Annotated in this window: 20 protein-coding genes; 3 read left to right on the top strand and 17 right to left on the bottom strand. The window is 54.7% G+C overall.

The genetic code is table 11. The features are described 5' to 3' along the window. Nucleotides 1-333: 333 nt before the first annotated feature. The gene (gene ggt / locus P0H77_RS01760; protein ID WP_276161826.1) at nucleotides 334-2067 is read right to left on the bottom strand and encodes a gamma-glutamyltransferase; all 1734 of its coding nucleotides are present in this window, start codon (nucleotides 2065-2067) and stop codon (nucleotides 334-336) included. Nucleotides 2068-2190: 123 nt separating this feature from the next. Here ggt and P0H77_RS01755 point away from each other — a divergent pair, with 123 nt between their 5' ends. Then, nucleotides 2191-2571, top strand: coding sequence for a DUF2756 family protein (locus tag P0H77_RS01755; RefSeq protein WP_276161820.1), 381 nt, complete (start codon nucleotides 2191-2193; stop codon nucleotides 2569-2571). Here P0H77_RS01755 and ugpQ read toward each other — a convergent pair. The 12 genes from ugpQ to livK all read right to left on the bottom strand — a co-directional run bounded on the left by ugpQ (nucleotide 2568) and on the right by livK (nucleotide 13210). Then, the gene (gene ugpQ, locus P0H77_RS01750) at nucleotides 2568-3311 is read right to left on the bottom strand and encodes a glycerophosphodiester phosphodiesterase (RefSeq protein ID WP_276161813.1); all 744 of its coding nucleotides are present in this window, start codon (nucleotides 3309-3311) and stop codon (nucleotides 2568-2570) included. The two genes, P0H77_RS01755 and ugpQ, sit on opposite strands and share 4 nt — an antisense overlap. Further along, entirely contained in the window at nucleotides 3308-4381 is a 1074-nt protein-coding gene (locus tag P0H77_RS01745; protein ID WP_276161806.1) for a sn-glycerol-3-phosphate import ATP-binding protein UgpC, read from the bottom strand. Before P0H77_RS01745 ends, ugpQ begins: the two co-directional genes overlap by 4 nt. Nucleotide 4382: 1 nt before the next feature. Further along, entirely contained in the window at nucleotides 4383-5228 is an 846-nt protein-coding gene (gene ugpE, locus P0H77_RS01740; protein ID WP_276161799.1) for a sn-glycerol-3-phosphate ABC transporter permease UgpE, read from the bottom strand. Beyond that, entirely contained in the window at nucleotides 5225-6112 is an 888-nt protein-coding gene (gene ugpA / locus P0H77_RS01735) for a sn-glycerol-3-phosphate ABC transporter permease UgpA (protein ID WP_276161794.1), read from the bottom strand. The genes ugpE and ugpA overlap by 4 nt, the downstream gene beginning before the upstream one ends. Nucleotides 6113-6213: 101 nt before the next feature. After that, nucleotides 6214-7530, bottom strand: coding sequence for a sn-glycerol-3-phosphate ABC transporter substrate-binding protein UgpB (gene ugpB, locus P0H77_RS01730; RefSeq protein ID WP_276161786.1), 1317 nt, complete (start codon nucleotides 7528-7530; stop codon nucleotides 6214-6216). 168 nt (nucleotides 7531-7698) lie between these two features. Continuing rightward, nucleotides 7699-8067, bottom strand: a complete 369-nt coding sequence (locus P0H77_RS01725; protein ID WP_276161778.1) for a type II toxin-antitoxin system death-on-curing family toxin — start codon at nucleotides 8065-8067, stop codon at nucleotides 7699-7701. Further along, on the bottom strand, nucleotides 8064-8285 hold the full coding sequence (locus P0H77_RS01720; RefSeq protein ID WP_276161769.1) for a type II toxin-antitoxin system Phd/YefM family antitoxin: 222 nt from the start codon (nucleotides 8283-8285) through the stop codon (nucleotides 8064-8066). The genes P0H77_RS01725 and P0H77_RS01720 overlap by 4 nt, the downstream gene beginning before the upstream one ends. Before the next feature lie 87 nt (nucleotides 8286-8372). After that, nucleotides 8373-9086 (bottom strand): high-affinity branched-chain amino acid ABC transporter ATP-binding protein LivF, encoded by a 714-nt coding sequence (gene livF / locus P0H77_RS01715; RefSeq protein ID WP_276161760.1) that lies wholly within the window; start codon nucleotides 9084-9086, stop codon nucleotides 8373-8375. A 1-nt stretch (nucleotide 9087) separates the two neighbouring features. Next, nucleotides 9088-9855, bottom strand: coding sequence for a high-affinity branched-chain amino acid ABC transporter ATP-binding protein LivG (livG, locus tag P0H77_RS01710; protein ID WP_176919432.1), 768 nt, complete (start codon nucleotides 9853-9855; stop codon nucleotides 9088-9090). After that, nucleotides 9852-11129, bottom strand: coding sequence for a branched chain amino acid ABC transporter permease LivM (gene livM / locus P0H77_RS01705; protein ID WP_276161746.1), 1278 nt, complete (start codon nucleotides 11127-11129; stop codon nucleotides 9852-9854). The genes livG and livM overlap by 4 nt, the downstream gene beginning before the upstream one ends. Continuing rightward, nucleotides 11126-12052: a high-affinity branched-chain amino acid ABC transporter permease LivH gene (gene livH, locus P0H77_RS01700; RefSeq protein WP_176919434.1), complete on the bottom strand. Its 927-nt coding sequence runs from the start codon at nucleotides 12050-12052 to the stop codon at nucleotides 11126-11128. Before livH ends, livM begins: the two co-directional genes overlap by 4 nt. A gap of 48 nt (nucleotides 12053-12100) precedes the next feature. Next, nucleotides 12101-13210 (bottom strand): high-affinity branched-chain amino acid ABC transporter substrate-binding protein LivK, encoded by a 1110-nt coding sequence (livK, locus tag P0H77_RS01695; protein WP_276161734.1) that lies wholly within the window; start codon nucleotides 13208-13210, stop codon nucleotides 12101-12103. 422 nt (nucleotides 13211-13632) lie between these two features. Here livK and panM point away from each other — a divergent pair, with 422 nt between their 5' ends. Together panM and P0H77_RS01685 are read left to right on the top strand one after the other, a co-directional pair. Beyond that, on the top strand, nucleotides 13633-14016 hold the full coding sequence (gene panM, locus P0H77_RS01690; protein ID WP_276161728.1) for an aspartate 1-decarboxylase autocleavage activator PanM: 384 nt from the start codon (nucleotides 13633-13635) through the stop codon (nucleotides 14014-14016). A gap of 474 nt (nucleotides 14017-14490) precedes the next feature. Beyond that, nucleotides 14491-16329 carry a DUF2207 domain-containing protein gene (locus tag P0H77_RS01685; RefSeq protein WP_346429456.1) on the top strand — a complete coding sequence of 613 codons (1839 nt, stop codon included), beginning with the start codon at nucleotides 14491-14493 and terminating at the stop codon, nucleotides 16327-16329. 12 nt (nucleotides 16330-16341) lie between these two features. Here the strand turns inward: P0H77_RS01685 and P0H77_RS01680 are convergent, their stop codons facing one another. From P0H77_RS01680 to P0H77_RS01665, 4 genes are all read right to left on the bottom strand, one after another. Continuing rightward, nucleotides 16342-16872 (bottom strand): GNAT family N-acetyltransferase, encoded by a 531-nt coding sequence (locus P0H77_RS01680; RefSeq protein WP_276161710.1) that lies wholly within the window; start codon nucleotides 16870-16872, stop codon nucleotides 16342-16344. Nucleotides 16873-16875: 3 nt separating this feature from the next. Next, complete coding sequence (locus tag P0H77_RS01675) at nucleotides 16876-17145, bottom strand: DUF1778 domain-containing protein (RefSeq protein ID WP_176919441.1); 270 nt, start codon at nucleotides 17143-17145, stop codon at nucleotides 16876-16878. A gap of 355 nt (nucleotides 17146-17500) precedes the next feature. Further along, entirely contained in the window at nucleotides 17501-18604 is a 1104-nt protein-coding gene (gene livJ, locus P0H77_RS01670) for a branched chain amino acid ABC transporter substrate-binding protein LivJ (protein ID WP_103675794.1), read from the bottom strand. A gap of 217 nt (nucleotides 18605-18821) precedes the next feature. Next, nucleotides 18822-20087, bottom strand: a complete 1266-nt coding sequence (locus P0H77_RS01665; protein ID WP_276161694.1) for a 4-aminobutyrate--2-oxoglutarate transaminase — start codon at nucleotides 20085-20087, stop codon at nucleotides 18822-18824. Nucleotides 20088-20211 lie beyond the last annotated feature (124 nt).

The following is a 20211-nucleotide window of genomic DNA, read 5'->3' as shown; positions in this document are numbered from 1 at the left end:
ACACGTGCTGCATCGTATAGCCTTTTCTGATTGCACCGGCAACCGTTCGCGGCTATCCTTGAATTGTTGGTTTTCAAAGAATCGCCCTCGTAAGTTGCCTTAAAAACAACGTGCGAGGGTTTTTTCTTTCCAGCAATGACGCCGCCGGGGTTAAAGCCCCCGCAACGTTGCGCCTGGTCAGCAAAAGCGCTGACGTGGCGCTATTCTACTCCCGTATCCTGCCTCTTCGCTTGTGCAACAAATGCTTACCGGGAACATTCTTCAACCTGAATATCCTCAATGTCATTGCGGCCCAGCCTCACTCTTCAGATATGGACCGAACCGCAGACACCGTTAATATCCTGCCGTTAAATCATCTACCGACCGCGGATCGGATGCGCCATACAGCGTGCCGTCCGGCCCAATCATAATGCTTTGCGTGCTGCCCATCGATTCCTTCACCGCCACTTTCTGCCCTTTTTGCCCCAGCAGTTTCAGCGTATCCGGGCTAAAGCCTTTTTCTACCCGCAGCTCATCCGGCAGCCACTGGTGATGGAAGCGCGGCGCATTTGTTGCTTCGGCGACGTTCATCCCGAAATCAATGCTGTTAACCACCATTTGCAGCACGGTAGTGATAATCCGGCTGCCTCCGGGGCTACCAGTGACCAGCCAGGTTTTGCCATCTTTAACAACGATGGTCGGTGACATGGATGACAGCGGGCGTTTTTTCGGCCCTACCGCGTTGGCATCGCCGCCGACCAGACCATAGACGTTGGGCACGCCGGGTTTGGCAGAGAAATCGTCCATTTCGTTATTCAGCAGAATACCGCTATTGCCTGCGACGATCCCGGTGCCGAAAATAGTATTCAGGGTATAGGTCACCGCGACGGCATTGCCGTCTTTGTCCACCACCGAGAAATGGGTGGTCTGATTACTTTCATACGGCGCAAGCTTCCCCGGGCGAATTTCACTGGAGGGCTTAGCTTTATTAACGTCGATCTGTTGAGCAATGGATTTGGCATAGTCTTTATTGGTCAACGCCTGCCACGGCACTTTTACAAAATCCGGATCGCCCAGATATTCCGAACGGTCGGCATAGGCGTATTTCTCCGCTTCCGCCATCACTTGCATGGCATCCGCGCTGCCGAAACCGTACTTCGTCAGGTCGAAGTTTTCCAGGATATTGAGGATCTGCACGATGTGGATCCCGCCCGAAGAGGGTGGCGGCATCGAAAATACCTGATAGCCACGATAGTCACCGCTGATGGGGGTGCGCTCCACAGCGCGATAGGCGGCTAAATCTTCTTTAGTAATAAGACCGCCGTTCTTACTCATTTCCTGCGCGATTTGGTCGGCAATCGTCCCCTTATAAAATTCCGATGGACCGTTTTCGGCAATCATCTCCAGACTGTGGGCGAGGTTCGCCTGGACCAGCTTATCGCCTTTTTTCAGCGGTTCACCGTCTTTCCAGAAGATTGCCTTGCTGTTCTCATAATTAGGTAGCACTTCGCTGCCATAGGTTTTCAGATCGTCCGCCAGCGCATCGTTGACGACAAACCCTTCTTTCGCCAGCTTAATGGCCGGACGTATTACTTTGTTCAACGGCAGCGTACCGTATTTCTCCAGCGCCAGCGAGAATCCGGCAACCGTGCCCGGCGTACCCGAGGCTAAGTGTGAGGTCAGTGATTTTTTACTGTCCGGGTTACCCTGATCGTCAAGGAACATATCCCGGGTGGCACCGGCCGGGGCCATCTCACGGAAATCAATCGCGGTCGTGTTGCCATCTTTGGTACGCAGGAGCATAAAGCCACCGCCGCCGAGGTTGCCCGCCTGCGGATGCGTCACCGCCAGCGCATAGCCGACTGCCACGGCGGCATCTACCGCATTACCGCCCTCCTTCAGAATATCAACGCCTACCTGCGTCGCCATTTCATCCACCGAGGCGACCATACCCTGCTTCGCCACCACCGGATGAAAGACATCGGCCTCAACGCCGTAAGAGACTGGCGGTGCCGCCGCCACGCCAAAGCAGCCTCCCGCCATCAGGGCAGCAACCGCCACCCAGCGCAAAAACGTCGGTTTCATCATCTTTTTTCTCCAGAGATATGAGGGATGAGTCCCCGCTTAAGCCTGGTCCACAATGCTTAAAAGATCATCGTTTTGACGGAAAGCGATTACACTTAAGAGAATCTACTGGAGGAGGAAAAGCAGATGAAACGACTTTTACTTCTGTCGCTTTTTGTACCCGCTGTCGTTCTCGCGCAGCCACTGAACACCATGAACAACCCGAATCAGCCTGGCTACCAGATCCCCAGCCAGCAACGGATGCAAACGCAGATGCAGAATCAGCAAATCCAACAGAAAGGAATGCTGAATCAGCAGCTCCAGACGCAAACGCGGATGCAGCAGCAGCATTTGCAGACCCAAATGGATAATAATTCAGAGCGCATGATACAGAATCAGCCGCGTGAGCAGGTACTGCCGAATACCAACGGTGGCATGTTGAGTAGCGGCCAGCAACATATGCTGACCGAGAAAAAGAACGGCGACATGCTGAATAACACCGTTACGCCGTCCCCTGCGGTGCGTTAGTCCGGCTGGAAATCTGGCCCGATCAGGTCAATACGATCGGTACAAATGCAGTCCACGCCCCAGCGCAGCAATTGTGCCGCGCGCTGGGGCTGGTTAACCGTATAGACAAGGATGCGTAAACCGGCGTCGCGTAACGCGTCTACCCGTTCTTCATCCAGCAACTTATGATTAAGATGAATCGAGACGCAGCCCAGCCGCGAAGTTAACTCCCGCCAGTCCTCACGCCATTCATCCAGCAGCAGCCCGCGAGGTATCTCCGGAGCAGCTTCCTGTGCCGCTTCCAGCGCAGCAATCTCAAAAGAGGAAAGCAGCGGCGCGGTCATGCCCTGCCACAGTTCGCGCGCGGCAAGCGCCACGACCTTACCAGTTTGCGTTCCGCTACCGGTGGTGGGTTTAATTTCGATATTGGCCATCATGCCGTGCTCATGACAGCGTTCCGCCACCTGCGACAGCAACGGCAGCGGTTCACCTTTAAACTCGCCGCTAAACCAGCTTCCGGCATCAACGTTGAGCAGTTCATTCCATGTTAAATGCCCTGCCACGCCCCAGCCATTACTGGTGCGTTCGAGATTGTCATCGTGCAGCAAAAAAATCTGCCCGTCGCGCGACAGCTTGACGTCAAACTCGATCATCGTATGCCCCAGTTGTGCGCCAACATCAATGGCAGCAAGAGTATTTTCCGGAGCCAGTTTGCCACCGCCGCGATGGGCGACAATATGAGGGTAAGGCCAGTTACTCATACGCGTTGTCCTGTTTCACCATCAAAAAGATGCAAATGCGCTTCTGCTATATGCAGCCACAGCGTGCTTCCCGCCGCCGGGCGCTCTTTATGCGCCAGCCGCACAACCAGCTTTTGCTCGCCCCAGCGCCCGTGTGCCAGGTTATCTGCGCCCAGCATCTCCAGGGTGTCCATCACCAGCGGTACGCCGCCTTCCGCCTGCGAGCTTAACGCAATATGCTCGGGACGAATACCCAGCGTCATTTTACGCCCGGCATAGCCGCGATAATACCAGTTGATCGGCAGCGCCATTCCGCTTTCCAGTTCAAAATGGCTGCCGGAGGTGCTGATGCGCCCCTCCAGCAGATTCATCGCCGGGCTGCCGATAAAGCTCGCCACAAAGCGACTGGCGGGTTTTTCATACACCTCAACCGGCGTACCGATTTGTTCTACCACGCCTTTATTCATCACCATGACCCGCTGGGCGAGGGTCATCGCCTCCACCTGATCGTGCGTGACGTACAGCGAGGTGGTTTTCAGGCGCTGATGTAAATGTTGCAGCTCAAGACGCATCTGGACACGCAGTTTGGCGTCAAGGTTTGAGAGCGGCTCGTCAAACAGGAATACCGCCGGATCGCGCACGATGGCCCGCCCCATCGCCACGCGCTGACGCTGACCGCCTGAAAGCTCGCGTGGCCGCCGTTTCAGCAGGCCGTCCAGCTCCAGAATCCGCGCCGCCTCATTCACCCGCCCGGCAATATGTCCTTTCCCCATACCGCGAATTTTCAGGCCCCAGGCCATGTTCTCTTCCACGCTCATATGCGGATACAGCGCGTAGTTCTGAAAGACCATCGCGATACCGCGATCTTTCGGCTCAGTTTCCGTCACCCGCTGCCTGTCGATCCAGATATCGCCGCTGGTCACGCGCTCCAGCCCGGCGACCATCCGCAGCAGCGTCGATTTCCCACAGCCGGACGGGCCGACCATCACGATAAACTCGCCGTCTGCCACATCTACGGTTAGCGGCTGAATGACCTGCGTTTTTCCACCGTCCCAGCTTTTGGTCACTGCCTGTAATTTTAAACCTGCCATCTTATTTCTCACTGTCGACGAGGCCACGCACAAACGCGCGCTGCATGGCTAACACAATAATGACCGGCGGGATCAGCGTCAGCAGCATCGCCGCCATGACCTGATTCCACTGCGTCGTTCCTTCCCCGGTGGCAATCATGCCTTTGATTCCCGCTACGGCGGTGCCCAGGTTAACGTCGCTGATAATCAACAACGGCCACAGATACTGATTCCAGCCGTAGATAAAAGTGATCACAAACAGCGCCGCCAGGTTGGTACGCGAGAGCGGGAGTACAATGTCGCAAAAGAAGCGTATCGGCGACGCGCCGTCGATACGCGCCGCTTCCATCAGCTCGTCCGGCAGGGTCATAAAGAACTGGCGAAACAGAAACGTCGCGGTGGCTGAGGCCATCAGCGGCAGCGTCAGGCCCGCATAGCTGTCGAGCATTTTCAGATTGGCGATCACTTCCACCGTCGGGAAAATACGCACCTCTACCGGCAGCATCAGGGTGATAAAAATCATCCAGAAGAACAGGTTACGTAGCGGAAAACGGAACCAGACGATGGCGAACGCTGAGAGCATTGAGACGGCGATTTTGCCCACCGTGATACTGAACGCCATGATGAAACTGTTAAGCATCATCCGCCAGAACGGCGCGCTGTTGACACCCACGCCGTTGACCCAGATGGTTTTCATGTTTTCCAGCAGGTGCGTGCCGGGGATCAGCGTCATCGGCGTGTCAAACACCGCCTGATTGTCCAGCGTCGCCGCGACAAAGGCGACGTACAGCGGAAACAGGATCGCCACGATCCCCAGGATCAGTATGGTATGGCTGAATATCGTCAGCCCGCGACGATTCTCAATCATTGGTAGCGCACCTTACTTTCAACGTAGCGGAACTGGATCACCGTCAGGATGATAACGAGGAACATCAGCACTACCGACTGAGCGGCGGAGGCGGAGAGATCCAGTCCGGCAAAGCCTTCGCGATAAATTTTGTAGATTAACGTTGTCGTCGCCTGCACCGGCCCGCCTGCAGTAGCGGCGTCGATCACCGGGAAGGTGTCGAAGAAGGCATATACCAGATTGACCACCAGCAGGAAGAAGCTCACCGGCGCAATCAGCGGCAGCGACAGTTTAAAGAAGCGGCGCACCGGCCCCGCGCCGTCAATCGCGGCGGCTTCCACCAGCGAGCGGGGGATGGATTGCAGCGCGGCGAAGAAAAACAGGAAGTTGTAGCTGATCTGCTTCCATACGGAAGCGAAAACGACGAGGAACATCGCCTGGCCGCTGTTTTGTGCGTGGTTCCAGTCATAGCCGAGCGATGCCAGTGCATGGGTGATTAGCCCGCGTCCGGGGTTGAATAAAAAGATCCACAAGACGGCAGCGACCGCAGGCGCGACGGCGTAAGGCAACAGCATTAGCGTCTGGTAGAAGCGGCTGCCTTTGACGACGTAATCCACCAGCGCGGCAAAAAACAGGGAGACGATCAGGCCGCTGAAAGTGACCAGGGCGCTGAATTTTATCGTCGTCCAGAAGGAGTCAAGGTAATAGCTGTCGTGGAACAGGGAAACAAAGTTCGCCAGCCCGACAAACTGGCTGGAGAAGCCGAAAGGGTCGACACTTTGCAGCGAGTACCACAGTGCTTCGCCCGCAGGCCAGATAAAGAAAATGATGGTGATGATCAGCTGCGGCGCAACCAGCACATAGGGTAGCCAGCGGGAGCGGAACACCGGACGGGATGATGACATAAATGGACTCTTTCCAAAAAATGCCGGGTGGCGGCTTCGCCTTACCTGGCCTACAGGGTGCATAATGCAGTATCGTAGGCCGGGTCACCCGGCATTGCATATTACGATTTCGTCGACTGCTCAAAGCGACGCAGCAGTTGATTACCCCGCTCTACCGCTGAATCCAGCGCCTGCTGTGGGGTTTTCTTGCCGGTCCACACGCTCTCCAGTTCTTCATCCACAATGGTGCGGATCTGCGGCATATTGCCCAGACGCAGCCCTTTGGTAAACGGCAACGGCGGCTTGTTCAGCATCTGCCGTGTGGCGATATCCGCTCCCGGGTTCTTGTCATAAAAACCCTGTTTGCGGGTCAGGTCATAAGCCGCTTTGGTAATCGGCAGATAGCCGGTTTTCTGATGCCATTCCGCCGCGTTTTCCGGCTTCGCGAGGAAATCGAGGAACTTCGCCACGCCGGTGTAGATGTCTTTATCTTTACCCTGCATTACCCACAGGCTGGCCCCGCCGATAATGGCGTTCTGCGGCGCGCCTTTTACGTCCGCGTCATACGGCATCATGCCCACGCCGTAATTGAATTTGGCATAGTGGCGAATATCAGCCAGCGAGCCGGACGAGGCGGTGGTAATGGCGCAATCGCCGTTATAGAACTTCTCGGTCGATTCGTCCTTACGCCCGAAGTAGCTGAAATCACCCTTCTTATTCAGATCTTCCAGCAAGGCGATATGCTTGACCTGCTCCGGCTTGTTGAACTCAAGTACTGCATCGGTGCCGTCGAAACCGTTGTTTTTGGTCGCCACCGGCAAACCGTGCCAGGCGCTGAAGTTTTCAATCTGGATCCAGCCCTGCCAGCCGCTGGCGTAGCCGCACTTCATTCCTGCCGCTTTCAGTTTCGCGGTATATTCCGCCAGATCCTGCCAGGTTTTCGGCGGCTGCTCCGGATCTAAACCGGCTTTTTTGAAGGCGTCTTTGTTGTAATACAGGACGGGAGTGGAACTGTTGAACGGCTGGGACAGCAAATGCCCGGTTTTAGAATCGGTGTAGTAACCGGAAACGGTCGGCACGAACTGCGACTCGTCGAAATTAATCCCCGCGTCTTTAAACACTTCATAGACTGGTTTAATGGCCTTCGACGCCATCATAGTCGCTGTACCGACTTCATAAACCTGTAAAATGGCTGGTGCGTTGCCGGTACGGAATGCTGCAATCCCCGCGCTCAGGCTCTGTTCGTAGTTGCCTTTGTAGGTCGGCACAATCTTGTAATCCGGATTGGCCTGGTTAAAACGCTGCGCCAGAGAATCGACTTCTTTACCCAGTTCCCCTTCCATTGAGTGCCAGAACGGAATGGTGGTAACGGCAAGGGCGTTGCCAGCAAATGCCAGACTTAGCGCCATTGCCAGTGCTGTATGTCTTAACGATGTCATTCGGTTATCTCTCTTGTTGTGCCGGATGCGCGGAATCACGCGTTTCGTGTTCGCGAATTAACATGACATGCGCTAATGACAGAAAAATAACTGTTTGATGACGAAGAAATGACAGCCAGGCGTCGGTGGGATGATGGATTGGTGAAGGTTAGATGGCGGGAAAAATATTTACCCGCGCAAGCGCCCGGCAATTTCCTCAAGAGATAAACGCCCCGCAGCAGCGTCGACGGTTAACTCAACGTAAGCCGGATTAGCAGGAAGTGACACGCCATTACGCTTCAGAAAAAGCAACGCAATAAACAACGCCGTACGCTTATTACCATCATTGAATATATGACCACGTGAAATAGCCAGCAGATACATGGCCGCCAGATTCCACAGGCCAGAAATCCCTTCATAATCATATTTATTGAGAACACGATAGAGCAACGCTTCAGCGCGCCCTGGATCGGGCATACCGGGTACACCGGGCGTCACGCTCAGCAGTTTGTCATGAAACGATACAATCTCTTCCGCTGAGATAAGTTGCAGTGTCATTTATCCGCAAGTTCCCTTATTTCATTTCCATGTACCATCATGATGGCAGCAAACTCTGCATCAAGTTTTGCCGTTTGATAGCGTTCAAACTCTTCGGCGCTAATAATGACGGCGGGTTTGCGACCACGTCGTGTAATGGTCACTGGCGTACCTGTCACAGCCGTTTCAAGGGCGGCCGCAAGATTTTGCCGGGCTTCGCTATAGTTAATTGTACGCATATTCCCTCCTTAATTGTACATGTTAATTGTACAACTATCAGGTACAAAAAAGGAGCCTTTCGGCTCCTTCTTTACACTATAGTGAGTTTACCCGCCCAAATAGGCGCTTCTCACCGCCTCATTCGCCAGCAGGGCGTCACCGGTATCAGACAGCACCACGTGACCGTTTTCCAGCACGTAGCCGCGATCCGCCAGCTTCAACGCCTGATTGGCGTTCTGCTCAACGAGGAAGATGGTCATTCCCTGTTCGCGCAGTTGCTCAATGGTGTCGAAAATCTGCTGGATAATGATCGGCGCCAGTCCCAGGGAGGGTTCGTCCAGCAAGAGCAGGCGCGGCTGGCTCATCAGCGCGCGGCCTATCGCCAGCATCTGCTGTTCGCCGCCGGACATGGTGCCGGCACGCTGAATACGGCGCTCGTGCAGGCGCGGAAACAGTTCATAGACCCATTTAATACGACTCTGGAACTGGTCGCGATCGGCAAAGAAGCCACCCATCGCCAGGTTCTCCTCTACCGTCATGCGTGAGAAGACACGACGCCCTTCCGGGACGATCGCCACCGCTTCGCGCATAATTTTCGCCGTTTGCCAGTCGGTAATGTCTTTACCGTCAAACACAATACGGCCGCTGGTCGCGCGTGGATCGCCGCACAGGGTGCCGAGGAGCGTGGTTTTTCCCGCGCCGTTCGCGCCGATCAGGGTGACGATTTCGCCCTGATTGATTGTCAGGCTGACGTCGTGCAGCGCCTGAATTTTACCGTAGTGGGCGTTCACGTTATCGAAGGACAACATCTCTTTTTCCATCTTATGCCTCACCCAGGTAAGCGCGGATCACGTCCGGGTTATTACGAATTTGCTCCGGCGTGCCGTTGGCCAGCGGCGTACCCTGATTGACGACATAAATGCGGTCGGAGATGCCCATCACCAGCTTCATATCGTGCTCAATCAGCAGGATGGTGGTGTTGTGATGGCTGCGCAATTCCACGATCAGCTCGTCCAGTTCTTTGGTCTCTTTCGGGTTCAGACCCGCTGCGGGTTCATCCAGCATCAGGATCTCCGGCTGCGTGACCATGCAACGCGCAATCTCCAGACGACGCTGATCGCCGTACGCCAGGTTGCTGGCCTGACGGTTAGCGTGTGCTAATAAACCAATACGCTCCAGCCAGGTGGCCGCACGATCCAGCGCCTCGCTCTGGGCGCGGCGGAAGGACGGGGTTTTCAGCAGGCCGGAGAAGACGCCGCTTTTCAGCTGCTGATGCTGCGCCACCAGCAGGTTTTCAATCACCGTCATCTCACGGAACAGGCGCACGTGCTGGAAAGTTCGCACCACGCCCATGCGTGCAATTTGCTGGCCCGGTAGCCCTTCCAGATGCTGATCGCGCAGCATAATGGTGCCGCCGGTCGGTTTATAAAAACCGGTCAGGCAGTTAAAGACCGTGGTTTTGCCCGCGCCGTTGGGACCGATAAGCGAGACAATCTCCTGTGGATGCAGCTCCAGCGAGACGTTATTGACCGCCAGCAGGCCGCCAAAACGCATCATCAGGCCGTTAACGGATAATAATGGCTGACTCATGCCTGCTCTCCTTTCACCTGACCGTTTTTCAGTTTTAGCTGCGGACGGGTCATCGGCAGAAGCCCCTGCGGGCGCCAGATCATCATCAGAACCATTAAGCCACCCAGCATCAACATGCTGTATTCGTTAAAATCACGCATCAATTCGCGCGATACCACCAGCAGGACCGCCGCCAGGATCACCGCAAATTGCGATCCCATGCCGCCCAGTACCACAATCGCCAGTACAAACGCCGACTCGGCGAAGGTAAAGGATTCCGGGCTGACGAATCCCTGGCGTGCGGCAAACAGCGTGCCGGCAAAGCCTGCGAAAGCAGCGCTGATGGTAAAGGCGGTCAGCTTAATACGCGTCGGATTCAGGCCCAGCGAGCGGCAGGCGATTTCGTCTTCGCGCAGGGCTTCCCACGCGCGGCCCAGCGGCATGCGCAGCAGGCGGTTAATCACGAACAGCGAGAACACCACCAGCAACAGCGCCACCAGATAAAGAAAAATCACCCGGTCAGACGGATCGTATTTCACGCCAAAGAAGTTGCTGAAGGTATCCCAGCCGCCTTCACGCGCGCTGCGGCTGAACTCCAGACCAAACAGCGTCGGTTTCGGGATCTGGCTGATGCCGTTCGGGCCACCGGTCACTTCAGTATTATTGAGCAGCAGAATACGAACGATTTCACCGAACCCCAGGGTCACAATCGCCAGATAGTCGCCACGCAGGCGCAGCACCGGGAAGCCGAGCAGGAAGCCCGCCGCCGCCGACACCAGTCCCGCCAGCGGCAGGCAGGTCCAGAAGCCGAGACCGTAATAGTGATTGAGCAGCGCGAAAGTGTAGGCACCGATAGCATAGAAGCCGCCGTAGCCAAGCACCAGCAGGCCGGACAGCCCGACCACCACGTTCAGCCCCAGGCCGAGAATAATGTAAATCATGGTCAGGGTGGCGATATCCACCGTTCCGCGCGAGACCATAAACGGCCACGCTACGGCAATCACCAGCAGCGCCAGTAGAAACAGCTTCTGCTTAACCGTTGAGCCATCAATCGCTGGCAGGACAAACTTCGGCCCGGAGACGCTTTTCAGCGACTTCTGGAATGCCGGACGCAATAGCTGGAAGAAAAAGACCACCGCCGTACCGATAAAAATCCACTGCCAGCGGATGTCCGCCGCCGTATCGACCACCAGTTTTGTCCCGTTCAGCTCCAGCTGAACGCCCATAAAGACGCTGGCGAGCACGAAGAACATCGCGGCAGAAAGCAACGCCATGACAAAATGCATCGGTTTCATACTTTCTCTACCTCCGGGCGGCCCAGAATACCGGTCGGCATGACCAGCAGCACCAGGATCAGCAGAGCAAACGACACCACATCTTTATATTCCGTACTCAGGTAGGCGGAGGAGAGCGCTTCGGCCACACCCAGAATCAGGCCGCCGATCATCGCCCCCGGAATGCTGCCGATGCCGCCGAGCACCGCGGCGGTAAAGGCTTTCATCCCGGCCATAAAACCGATGTAGGGGTTAATTACGCCGTAGAACTGTCCGAGCAGCACACCCGCTACCGCTGCCATCGCCGCGCCGATCACGAAGGTCAGGGCAATGACCCGGTCGGTATTAATGCCCAGCAGACTTGCCATTTTCAGGTCTTCCGCACAGGCGCGACAGGCGCGTCCCATCCGTGAATAGCGGATGAAAATCGTCAGCGCCAGCATTGCCACGAAAGTCACAATCCAAATCACCAGTTGCATGGTGGTAATGGAGGCAGAGAAGTTTTCGCTGCTGCCGACGGTCCACTGACCATTAAACAGGCTGGGCAGCGCCACATCGCGCGAACCTTCGGTCAGGCTGACATAGTTTTGCAGGAAGATCGACATCCCGATGGCGGAGATCAGCGCAATCAGGCGCTTGGAGCTACGCACCGGCCGGTAGGCCACCCGTTCGATGCTCCAGCCGTAGGCGCTGGCAATTACGATTGCCCCGATGAACCCGGCGGCTACCAGCAGCCAGCCGGTATCAATACCCATCATCATCAGCGCGGCGATGATCATAAAGGAGACATAGCTACCAATCATGTAAACTTCGCCGTGAGCGAAGTTGATCATGCCGATAATGCCGTAAACCATCGTATAGCCGATGGCGATCAGCGCGTAGGTGCTTCCCAGCGTGACGCCGTTAAACATCTGCTGCAAGAAATAGAGAAACTGCTCGGACATAAAATAACCTTTCTCAACCCGCCCGGACGAAACCGGGCGGCGGGACTATTATTTGGCTACCGTGGAAGACCCATCGGCGTGCCACTGGAAGACACCAAACTCAAATCCCTTCAGATCGCCTTTTTCATCCCAGTTCAGCGGCCCAATCACGGTATTTGCCCCGTGCGCTTTCAAATCTTTCACCAAATCCAGCGGTTCCTGACTGCCGCTGCGATCCATTGCCGTTGCCAGCGACTGCACGGCAGCGTAGGTGATCCAGACGTAAGGTCCGCTCGGATCTTTTTTGTCAGCTTTCAGCGCGTCTACAATACCTTTGTTCGCCGGATCCTGGTCATAGCGTTTTGGCATTGTGACCAGCATCCCTTCCGCCGCATCACCGGCGATGTTAGAAAGCGATGCATTCCCCACGCCTTCCGGGCCCATAAACTGCGTTTTCAGGCCGACGGAACGCGCCTGGCGCAACATTTGCCCCATCTCCGGGTAGTAGCCGCCGTAATACACGAAATCGATGTTCTCTTTCTTCAGGCGGGCAATCAGCGCGGAGAAATCTTTTTCCCCGGCGGTGATGCCATCAAAGAAGACGATATTAGCATTGCCTTTTTTCAGGCCATCCTGCACCGAGCGCGCCAGCCCTTCGCCGTACTGCTGCTTGTCGTGAATGATGGCGATACGCTGTGGCTTCACCGTTTCCAGAATATATTTTGCAGCGGTCGGCCCCTGCGACGAATCCAGCCCGGCAGTACGCATAATGTACTGATAGCCTCGCTGAGTAAGTTCAGGGTTAGTCGCCCCCGGCGTGATCATGAGGATGCCTTCATCCTCATAGATATCAGAGGCAGGCTGCGTTGAGGAGGAGCAGAGATGCCCGATAACGTACTGAATACCGTCGTTAACAATTTTGTTGGCAACGGCTACCGCCTGCTTTGGATCGCACGCGTCGTCATATTCCACGCCGACCAGCTTGTTGCCCTTTACGCCGCCTTTCGCATTGATGTCTTTAATCGCCTGGCGTGCGCCGTTGAACTCCATATCACCCCACTGGGCTACCGGACCGGACATCGCGCCGACAACGGCGACTTTGATCTCTTCCGCCATCGCTGTGTGCGCACAGGCCAGCGTAATGATGCCCGCGATAAGCGTTATTGCATTCCTTTTCATACTTCTGAATCCCCGTTCGTGATGATGTAAATATTTTGTTTTTTTATGGTTAAAAAGCATTCTGTACTTTTTGTAAACAACGCTACTTTTACCAGCATCTTTAATGGTTTAGCGCTGTTTTGTGGCGCAATCCAGACTAAAACCGCTATATTTCAGTCGATTAAGCAGAGATAATATTCTGTATTAAGGCGGAGATAAACAAAAAAAAGCCCGCATTGCAGCATAAAATAACGGGACAATGCGTGGAATAAAACGCTGCCTGTTAGGTTAAAATTCTGCTTATTTTTCGATCCTTACTGTTTCACACTGCGCTTTGGACCCGTCAAAAATTAATCACCTGATGAATGCTTCAAAAAGAGAAAGCGTATGCCGGAGGAAAATGAGTAAAATCGTCATACTTTTTTGCTTTGGATATGCCGCTAATGAAACTGACTATCATCCGTCTGGAAACACTGAGCGCTCAGGATTACGTCGATCTGGGTAAAATCTGGCCGGAGTATTCACCCTCTTCACTACGCGTTGATGACACGCATCGTCTCTACGCGGCGCGATTTAATGAACGGTTGCTCGGCGCGGTCCGCGTGACGTTAAGCGGCACCGAAGGCGCACTGGATTCCCTGCGCGTGCGTGAAGTCACCCGCCGTCGCGGCGTCGGTCAGTATCTGGTGGAAGAGGTTGTGCGCGATAACCCTGGCATCGCCTCCTGGTGGATGGCGGATGTCGGCGTGGAAGACCGGGGCGTGATGGCGGCGTTTATGCAGGCGCTGGGCTTTACCGCACAGGCGAACGGCTGGGTGAAGCGATAGCATTACGTGAGTTTACCTTTCGGCGCCGCCGTGAGGAGTTCTTGCAACGATACCCGCCATTACTGGGTGTTTACTCCCCCAACTTCGGTACGATAACCTTCATCACGCTTATTTCGCCTGTAAATCACTGGCAGACTGGCGGTTGAGCGTCAATAACGGTAGCTCATTTTTGCCTGACGGGCAGCAATAAATACGTCGGTACCGTTTTATTGATGACCATCGGGCGCCTTTTATTTTCCCGGGGAATCACTCTTCACAGTACAAACATCTGAAGAAGCCCCTTATCATTAAAGGGGTAATGCTATGACTGGTTTATTAGGGTGGCGAGCAGCCTTACTGGCACTCGTGCTGATCCTGATAACAGAGAATACCCCTGCCGCCGTGAATATGGTCCGATTACAGCCCAATGCGGCACGAACCTATGAACATATTCTTTCCTTCGACTCCCGCGCCCGTTTCGCCCCGGATGGCCGGATGGAAGTGCAGGAAAATATCACCGTGATTTCGTTGGGCAAGGAGATCCGGCGCGGTATTTTTCGCACTCTTCCCCTCTCCTGGCATCGTCCTGACGGCAAGATGTTCAGCGTCGATTATCAGATCCAGTCTGTTTCTCGTAACGAGGTAGCGGAACCTTACAGCCTTGAAGCCTCAGGCAAGACGCTGACGGTGCGTATTGGCAACACCGATCGCACGCTGAAGCCAGGCATTTACCGCTATGAAATTCGCTATCAGGTCAGCAACCATTTCAGCCGTTTTTCTGACGGGGATGAGCTTTACTGGAACGTAACGGGCAACGACTGGAACTGGCCCATTAGCCAGGCCAGTTTTCATCTGCAATTGCCTGACGCGGCGGGTTATTTGAATGAAGACGGTAAAGATACCCGTCTGCGCTCAATAGATGTCTATACTGGGCCACTGGGGGCAAAACAGCATAATGCCATTTTGCGCCCTGATGGCGGCGTTGAAACCTCGCAGCCGCTGAAAAAAGGGGAAGGTCTGACCGTTGTTTATACCTGGCCGCGCACGGTACTTGCCCGGGCACCCACCCCGCAAGCCACTGCGCCCCTGGCGCATGTGCTGTTGCCGACGCTGAATACCAGCATACTGTGGCTCCCTGTGCTGCTGATGGGGTTGTATTACCTGCTCTGGTGGTGGAGAAACGTGACGCCAGACGGACTGAAAATGCCGCCTGTGACGCCGCAATACAGCCTCCCCGCCGGTATGTCGCCGGGCTACCTGCGCTTTATCACCCGCCGGATTTATGATGATGTGGCTTTTACCAGCGATCTGCTGGGGCTGGTAGCCAAAGGAGGTATGACGCTCAGTATGACCTCCGACAACGCCCCATCGTTAACCCGTCTGTCTGCCGGAGGGAATCCACGTTTAACGGCGGACGACCAGAAATTACTGAACATCCTTTTTGGCGGTAATGGCAGCCGTATCGATCTGCGCATCGCCCGTCAGCCGATGGTCAACCACGCGCGTAAATGGTTAACTCAGCGCTGTGAAGCGCAACGGGAACTGCTTTTCCGGAAATGGGGTAAACCCGTACGTCGCTGTATTTTGCTTGCCCTGTTCATTCCCCTGATTTGTGGAATATTTTTTAATACTCCGGTCGCAGTACTGACGCTGCCGGGACTGCTTATGCTGATTCCGGGACTGATACTTTTGCTGGTCTTCCTGATAGCGATCTTCAATCCGCGCGAAACCGGACGTAACAGAGGTTTGGTGCTGCTGTTTTCGTTTTTATTCGGCGCGGGTTTAATTACAGGATGTACGGTGTTCCTTTCGGCCATGCTGCCTCCCCTTGAGCAGATCCCGGCAGGTTATCCCGGCGCACTCGCCGTCGCTATCGTACTGTGCCTGCTTTTTTGCTGGATCACCCCGCGTTATACCCAGCGCGGACTGAATGCGCTGGCGATGGCAAAAGGGCTGAAGCGCTACCTCAAAACGGCGGAAAAACATCACCACCAGACGGTTTACCAGCCCCGTCAGACGATACTCAGTTTTGAAAGCCTGCTGCCTGCCGCGCTGGCGCTCGGCGTGGGAAAATCCTGGACGAATGGTTTTACGGCATATCTGAGCGGCATCGGCGCGACATCAACCGCATTCTCCGGCGCTGACTGGACGCATCTGCATCATCTTAACCACGCTATTTACAGTTCTTCTCAGGAGATGCCGACGTTTAACTCGCACAGCGGCTCATCCGATTCAGGCTCCAGCGGGTCGGATTCAGGTTCAGGCGGGTCGGGGTCATCGGACAGCGGTTCGTCCGGCGGCGGTTCGGGAGGCGGCGGTGGTGGCGGGTGGTAGACGATTTACACATTACGCTATATCTGACGCAAAAAGCGATTCAATGGATTTCACAGGATAAAAGAGCGCATGATTGTTCTCGCCTGATAGCGGAATAAACCCCAGGCTGAGATAAAATGCTCTGGCGTTATCATTTAGCGCCTCCACAAACATGCCGTGGATGCCAACAGTCTGAGATGCGCCAAAAATAACCTTCATAGCATGGGTTACAAGCATGGTTCCCCATCCCTGACCCTGAAGCCTTTTGTCTACGGCCAGACGCCCGAGCGTGATGCTGGGTACGTTTCGATAAGGTATTTGTTTCTGCTGTGTTTTTGAGGGAAGAGACGCTTTTTCAAAGCAGCTTCCGGAAAGCGTGTAGTACCCTAAAACAGCAGGAACAGGCCCTGTGGTTCTGAGCACATAGCCACGCAGGATTTTTCTATGGTGCTGACGGCTGAGGTGTTCAAATAAAAAGCGGTTTAATGTCTCTTCGCCGCAGTCAAATTCGTTGAGGTTATATTCTGTCGCGTCAGCAAAAAGCTCAATAATTAACTCGTCCACGCTTTACTCCATGTTTTGTAGACGTCTGGCTGCTTTTTTCAGTTTTTCATTGGGTTCAGGTGGGTTGCTGAGTGCATCCATCACACGCGCCCACGATTCATCATTCAGGACCATCCGACGATGTTGTTCAATCACCTGTGCGGCACGTTCAGACGCGCTGCGCAGCATAAATTGAGTGATTGTCTGGTTGGTGAGTACAGCCGCCTCTTCAATCATGCCTTTATCGTCATCGCTGAGCCTGAGATCAATGCGCTGTTTCTTTAGTACAGGCATAGTTCCTCGCAATATGTACGGTGTTAATCCGTACATATGATAATCCCGGTAAGCGCGTATTTCAACATGGGGGTGCGGAGAGTTGCCAAAGGAATACCCTCCCCTAAACGGCTGCCTCTCGTTCAGATCTCCTGATCATGATATTTATAACCATAACGAACAAACAAATGACTATATAAGCGCAAATGAAGAAACTGAAGGACGCTCCCCCGTAATCCGCCGTCACACGGCACCAGCGTTGCTGGTCGATAAGGCCGACCATAGACAGAAAAGATTCAAAAAAAATCCTCCGACAATGTTGCCGGAGGATTTGTGTATAAGAGACAGCCTTAACGGAGAGGGTTAAGCAAAATGATTACTTCGCGTCGGTCGCCGTGCCGTTGGCGTGCCAGTCGAAAACGCCGAATTCAAAGCCTTTCAGGTCACCTTTCTCATCCCAGGACAACGGCCCCATCACCGTTTCGACTTTGTTCGCCTTCAGGTATTTAGCGATCTCTTCCGGCTCGTCAGACTGGTTCAGACCGGCCTGGAGAGATTGCAGCGCTGCGTAGGTAGTCCACACGAATGCGCCGCTCGGATCTTGTTTCTTCGCTTTGATAGCATCCACAATTGGTTTGTTAGCCGGAACCTGATCGTAGTTCTTCGGCTTGGTGACCAGCATCCCTTCGGCAGAATCACCGGCGATGTTAGATAGTGAGACGTTCGCTACCCCTTCCGGTCCCATAAACTGCGTTTTCAGACCCGCCGCACGCGCCTGGCGCAGGATCTGGCCCATTTCCGGGTGATAACCACCGTAGTAAACGAAATCGATGTTTTCTTTCTTCAGACGCGCCACCAGGGTGGAGAAATCTTTCTCACCGGCGGTGATACCGTCAAAGAACACCACGTTCGCGTTGCCTTTCTTCAGGTTGTCCTGAACCGCGCGCGCCAGACCTTCGCCGTACTGCTGTTTATCGTGAACAATCGCGATACGCTGCGGCTTCACTTTCTCAAGAATATATTTCGCGGCGGTCGGCCCCTGATCGGAATCCAGACCGGTAGTACGCAGGATCAGCTTGTAACCACGGGCGGTCAGTTCCGGCGCGGTTGCCGCTGGCGTGATCATCAGAATGCCTTCGTCTTCATAGATATCCGACGCGGGCTGAGTAGAAGAAGAACACAGGTGACCGATAACATATTTGATGCCGTCGTTAACCACTTTGTTTGCCACCGCCACCGCCTGTTTCGGGTCGCAGGCATCGTCATATTTTACGATGGTCAGTTTGTTGCCTTTCACGCCGCCTTTGGCGTTGATATCGGCGACGGCCTGTTCAGCGCCGGTAAACTCCTGGTCGCCATACTGCGCTACCGGGCCTGACATTGCGCCGACCACGGCCACTTTAATGTCTTCAGCCAGCGCCATGTTGCTTAACGACAGCGCGATACATCCTGCCAGTAACGCTTTACCCTTCATTTTCATCCTGAGATTCCCCATTATTGCGGTTATTACGTGTGTTGTGATGTTGTTATGCGACACATTATTTTGATTGTAAGACTGCTGAGCGTGTCTTTTCAGCATTCTATGCTAAAACATACCCCATTTTTATGATTTTGGAATAGCTAATTTGTCGCAGTAATAAGAAGTGGGCGAAGGAATGCCCCGGCAAGCGCAGCGCTACCGGGGAAAAACAGCAGATTTAGCGCGTTAACGCGCGATAAATAATCTCCAGCGCCTTGCGGAACTGCGCTTCCGGGATCGTCAGCGGGTAGAGAAAACGGATGACGTTGCCGTAGACGCCACAGCTTAATAGCAGCAGTCCTTCGGCCAGTGAAGCTTCCAGCACCTGTCGGGTAAACTCTGGCGAAGGCTGGCCGGTCTGCGGATCGTTAAACTCGACGGCGACCATTGAGCCTTGCGCACGAACATCGACAATGAATGCGCACTCTGATCGGGCGTTATTAAGCACTTCCACCAGATGCGCCCCCAGTTCGCGGGCGCGGGTGCACAACTGCTCTGCGTCAATCACGTCCAGTACCGCGTGTGCGGCAGCAATCGCCAGCGGATTACCCGCATACGTCCCGCCCAGGCCACCCGGCGCGGGCGCATCCATCACGTCTGCGCGCCCGGCCACGGCGGAGAGCGGCATCCCGCCCGCCAGGCTTTTCGCCATGGTAATAAGATCCGCTTTTTGCGCGTAGTGTTCCATCGCAAACAGTTTGCCGGTACGGGCAAAGCCGCTCTGAACCTCGTCGGCAATCAGCAAAATGCCGTGGGTGTCGCACAACGCACGCAACGCCTGAATAAAATCGGGCGGCGCGATGTTAAATCCGCCCTCTCCCTGCACCGGCTCCAGAATAATAGCGGCGACTTGATCCGGCCCGATATCAGCTTTAAAAATACGTTCGAGACTTTTCAGTGCCTCAGACGTGCTGATGCCGTGCAGTTCGTTCGGATAAAGCGCGTGAAAAACGGAACCGGGGAACGGGCCGAAGCCTGTTTTGTAAGGCGCAACTTTGCCGGTCAGCGCGAGGGTCATGGAGGTACGCCCGTGGAAGCCGCCGCCAAAGGCGATAATGCCGGGACGCCGGGTATAAGCGCGCGCTATTTTTACCGCATTTTCGACCGCTTCCGCGCCGGTGGTGAAGAACGCGGTTTTGGCCACGCCATCGATCGGCACCCGGGCATTAATACGCTCGGCCAGCAAAATATAGCTTTCATACGGAACGATTTGATAAGCGGTATGGGTGAAAGCCTGAAGTTGCTTTTCGATAGCGGCCACCACGTCCGGATGGCGATGTCCGGTATTCAGCACGGCGATACCGGCTGCAAAATCAATAACTTCTTTTCCTTCACTGTCCCACAGCGTCGCGTTTTCTGCCCGTTCGGCGTAGAAGCCGCACATAACGCCGATGCCGCGCGGCGTTGCCTGTAAACGTCGCTGATTGAGTGATTCATTACTCACGATAACCCCCTGCCACAAGAAGCCCGAAACGGATAGAGCGCACAGCTAATTGTTTGCCATAGCGTGAATTAACGCCAGTGAATGTCAGGAGTCAGACAGAGGAAAGGATTATGGTGGGGAGGCA

The organism is Superficieibacter sp. HKU1 (genome assembly GCF_029319185.1).
In the GTDB taxonomy this organism is placed as follows: Bacteria; Pseudomonadota; Gammaproteobacteria; order Enterobacterales; family Enterobacteriaceae; genus Superficieibacter.
The sequence above is the reverse complement of the archived record's forward strand: the minus strand, read 5'-3'. Positions and strand labels throughout refer to the sequence as shown.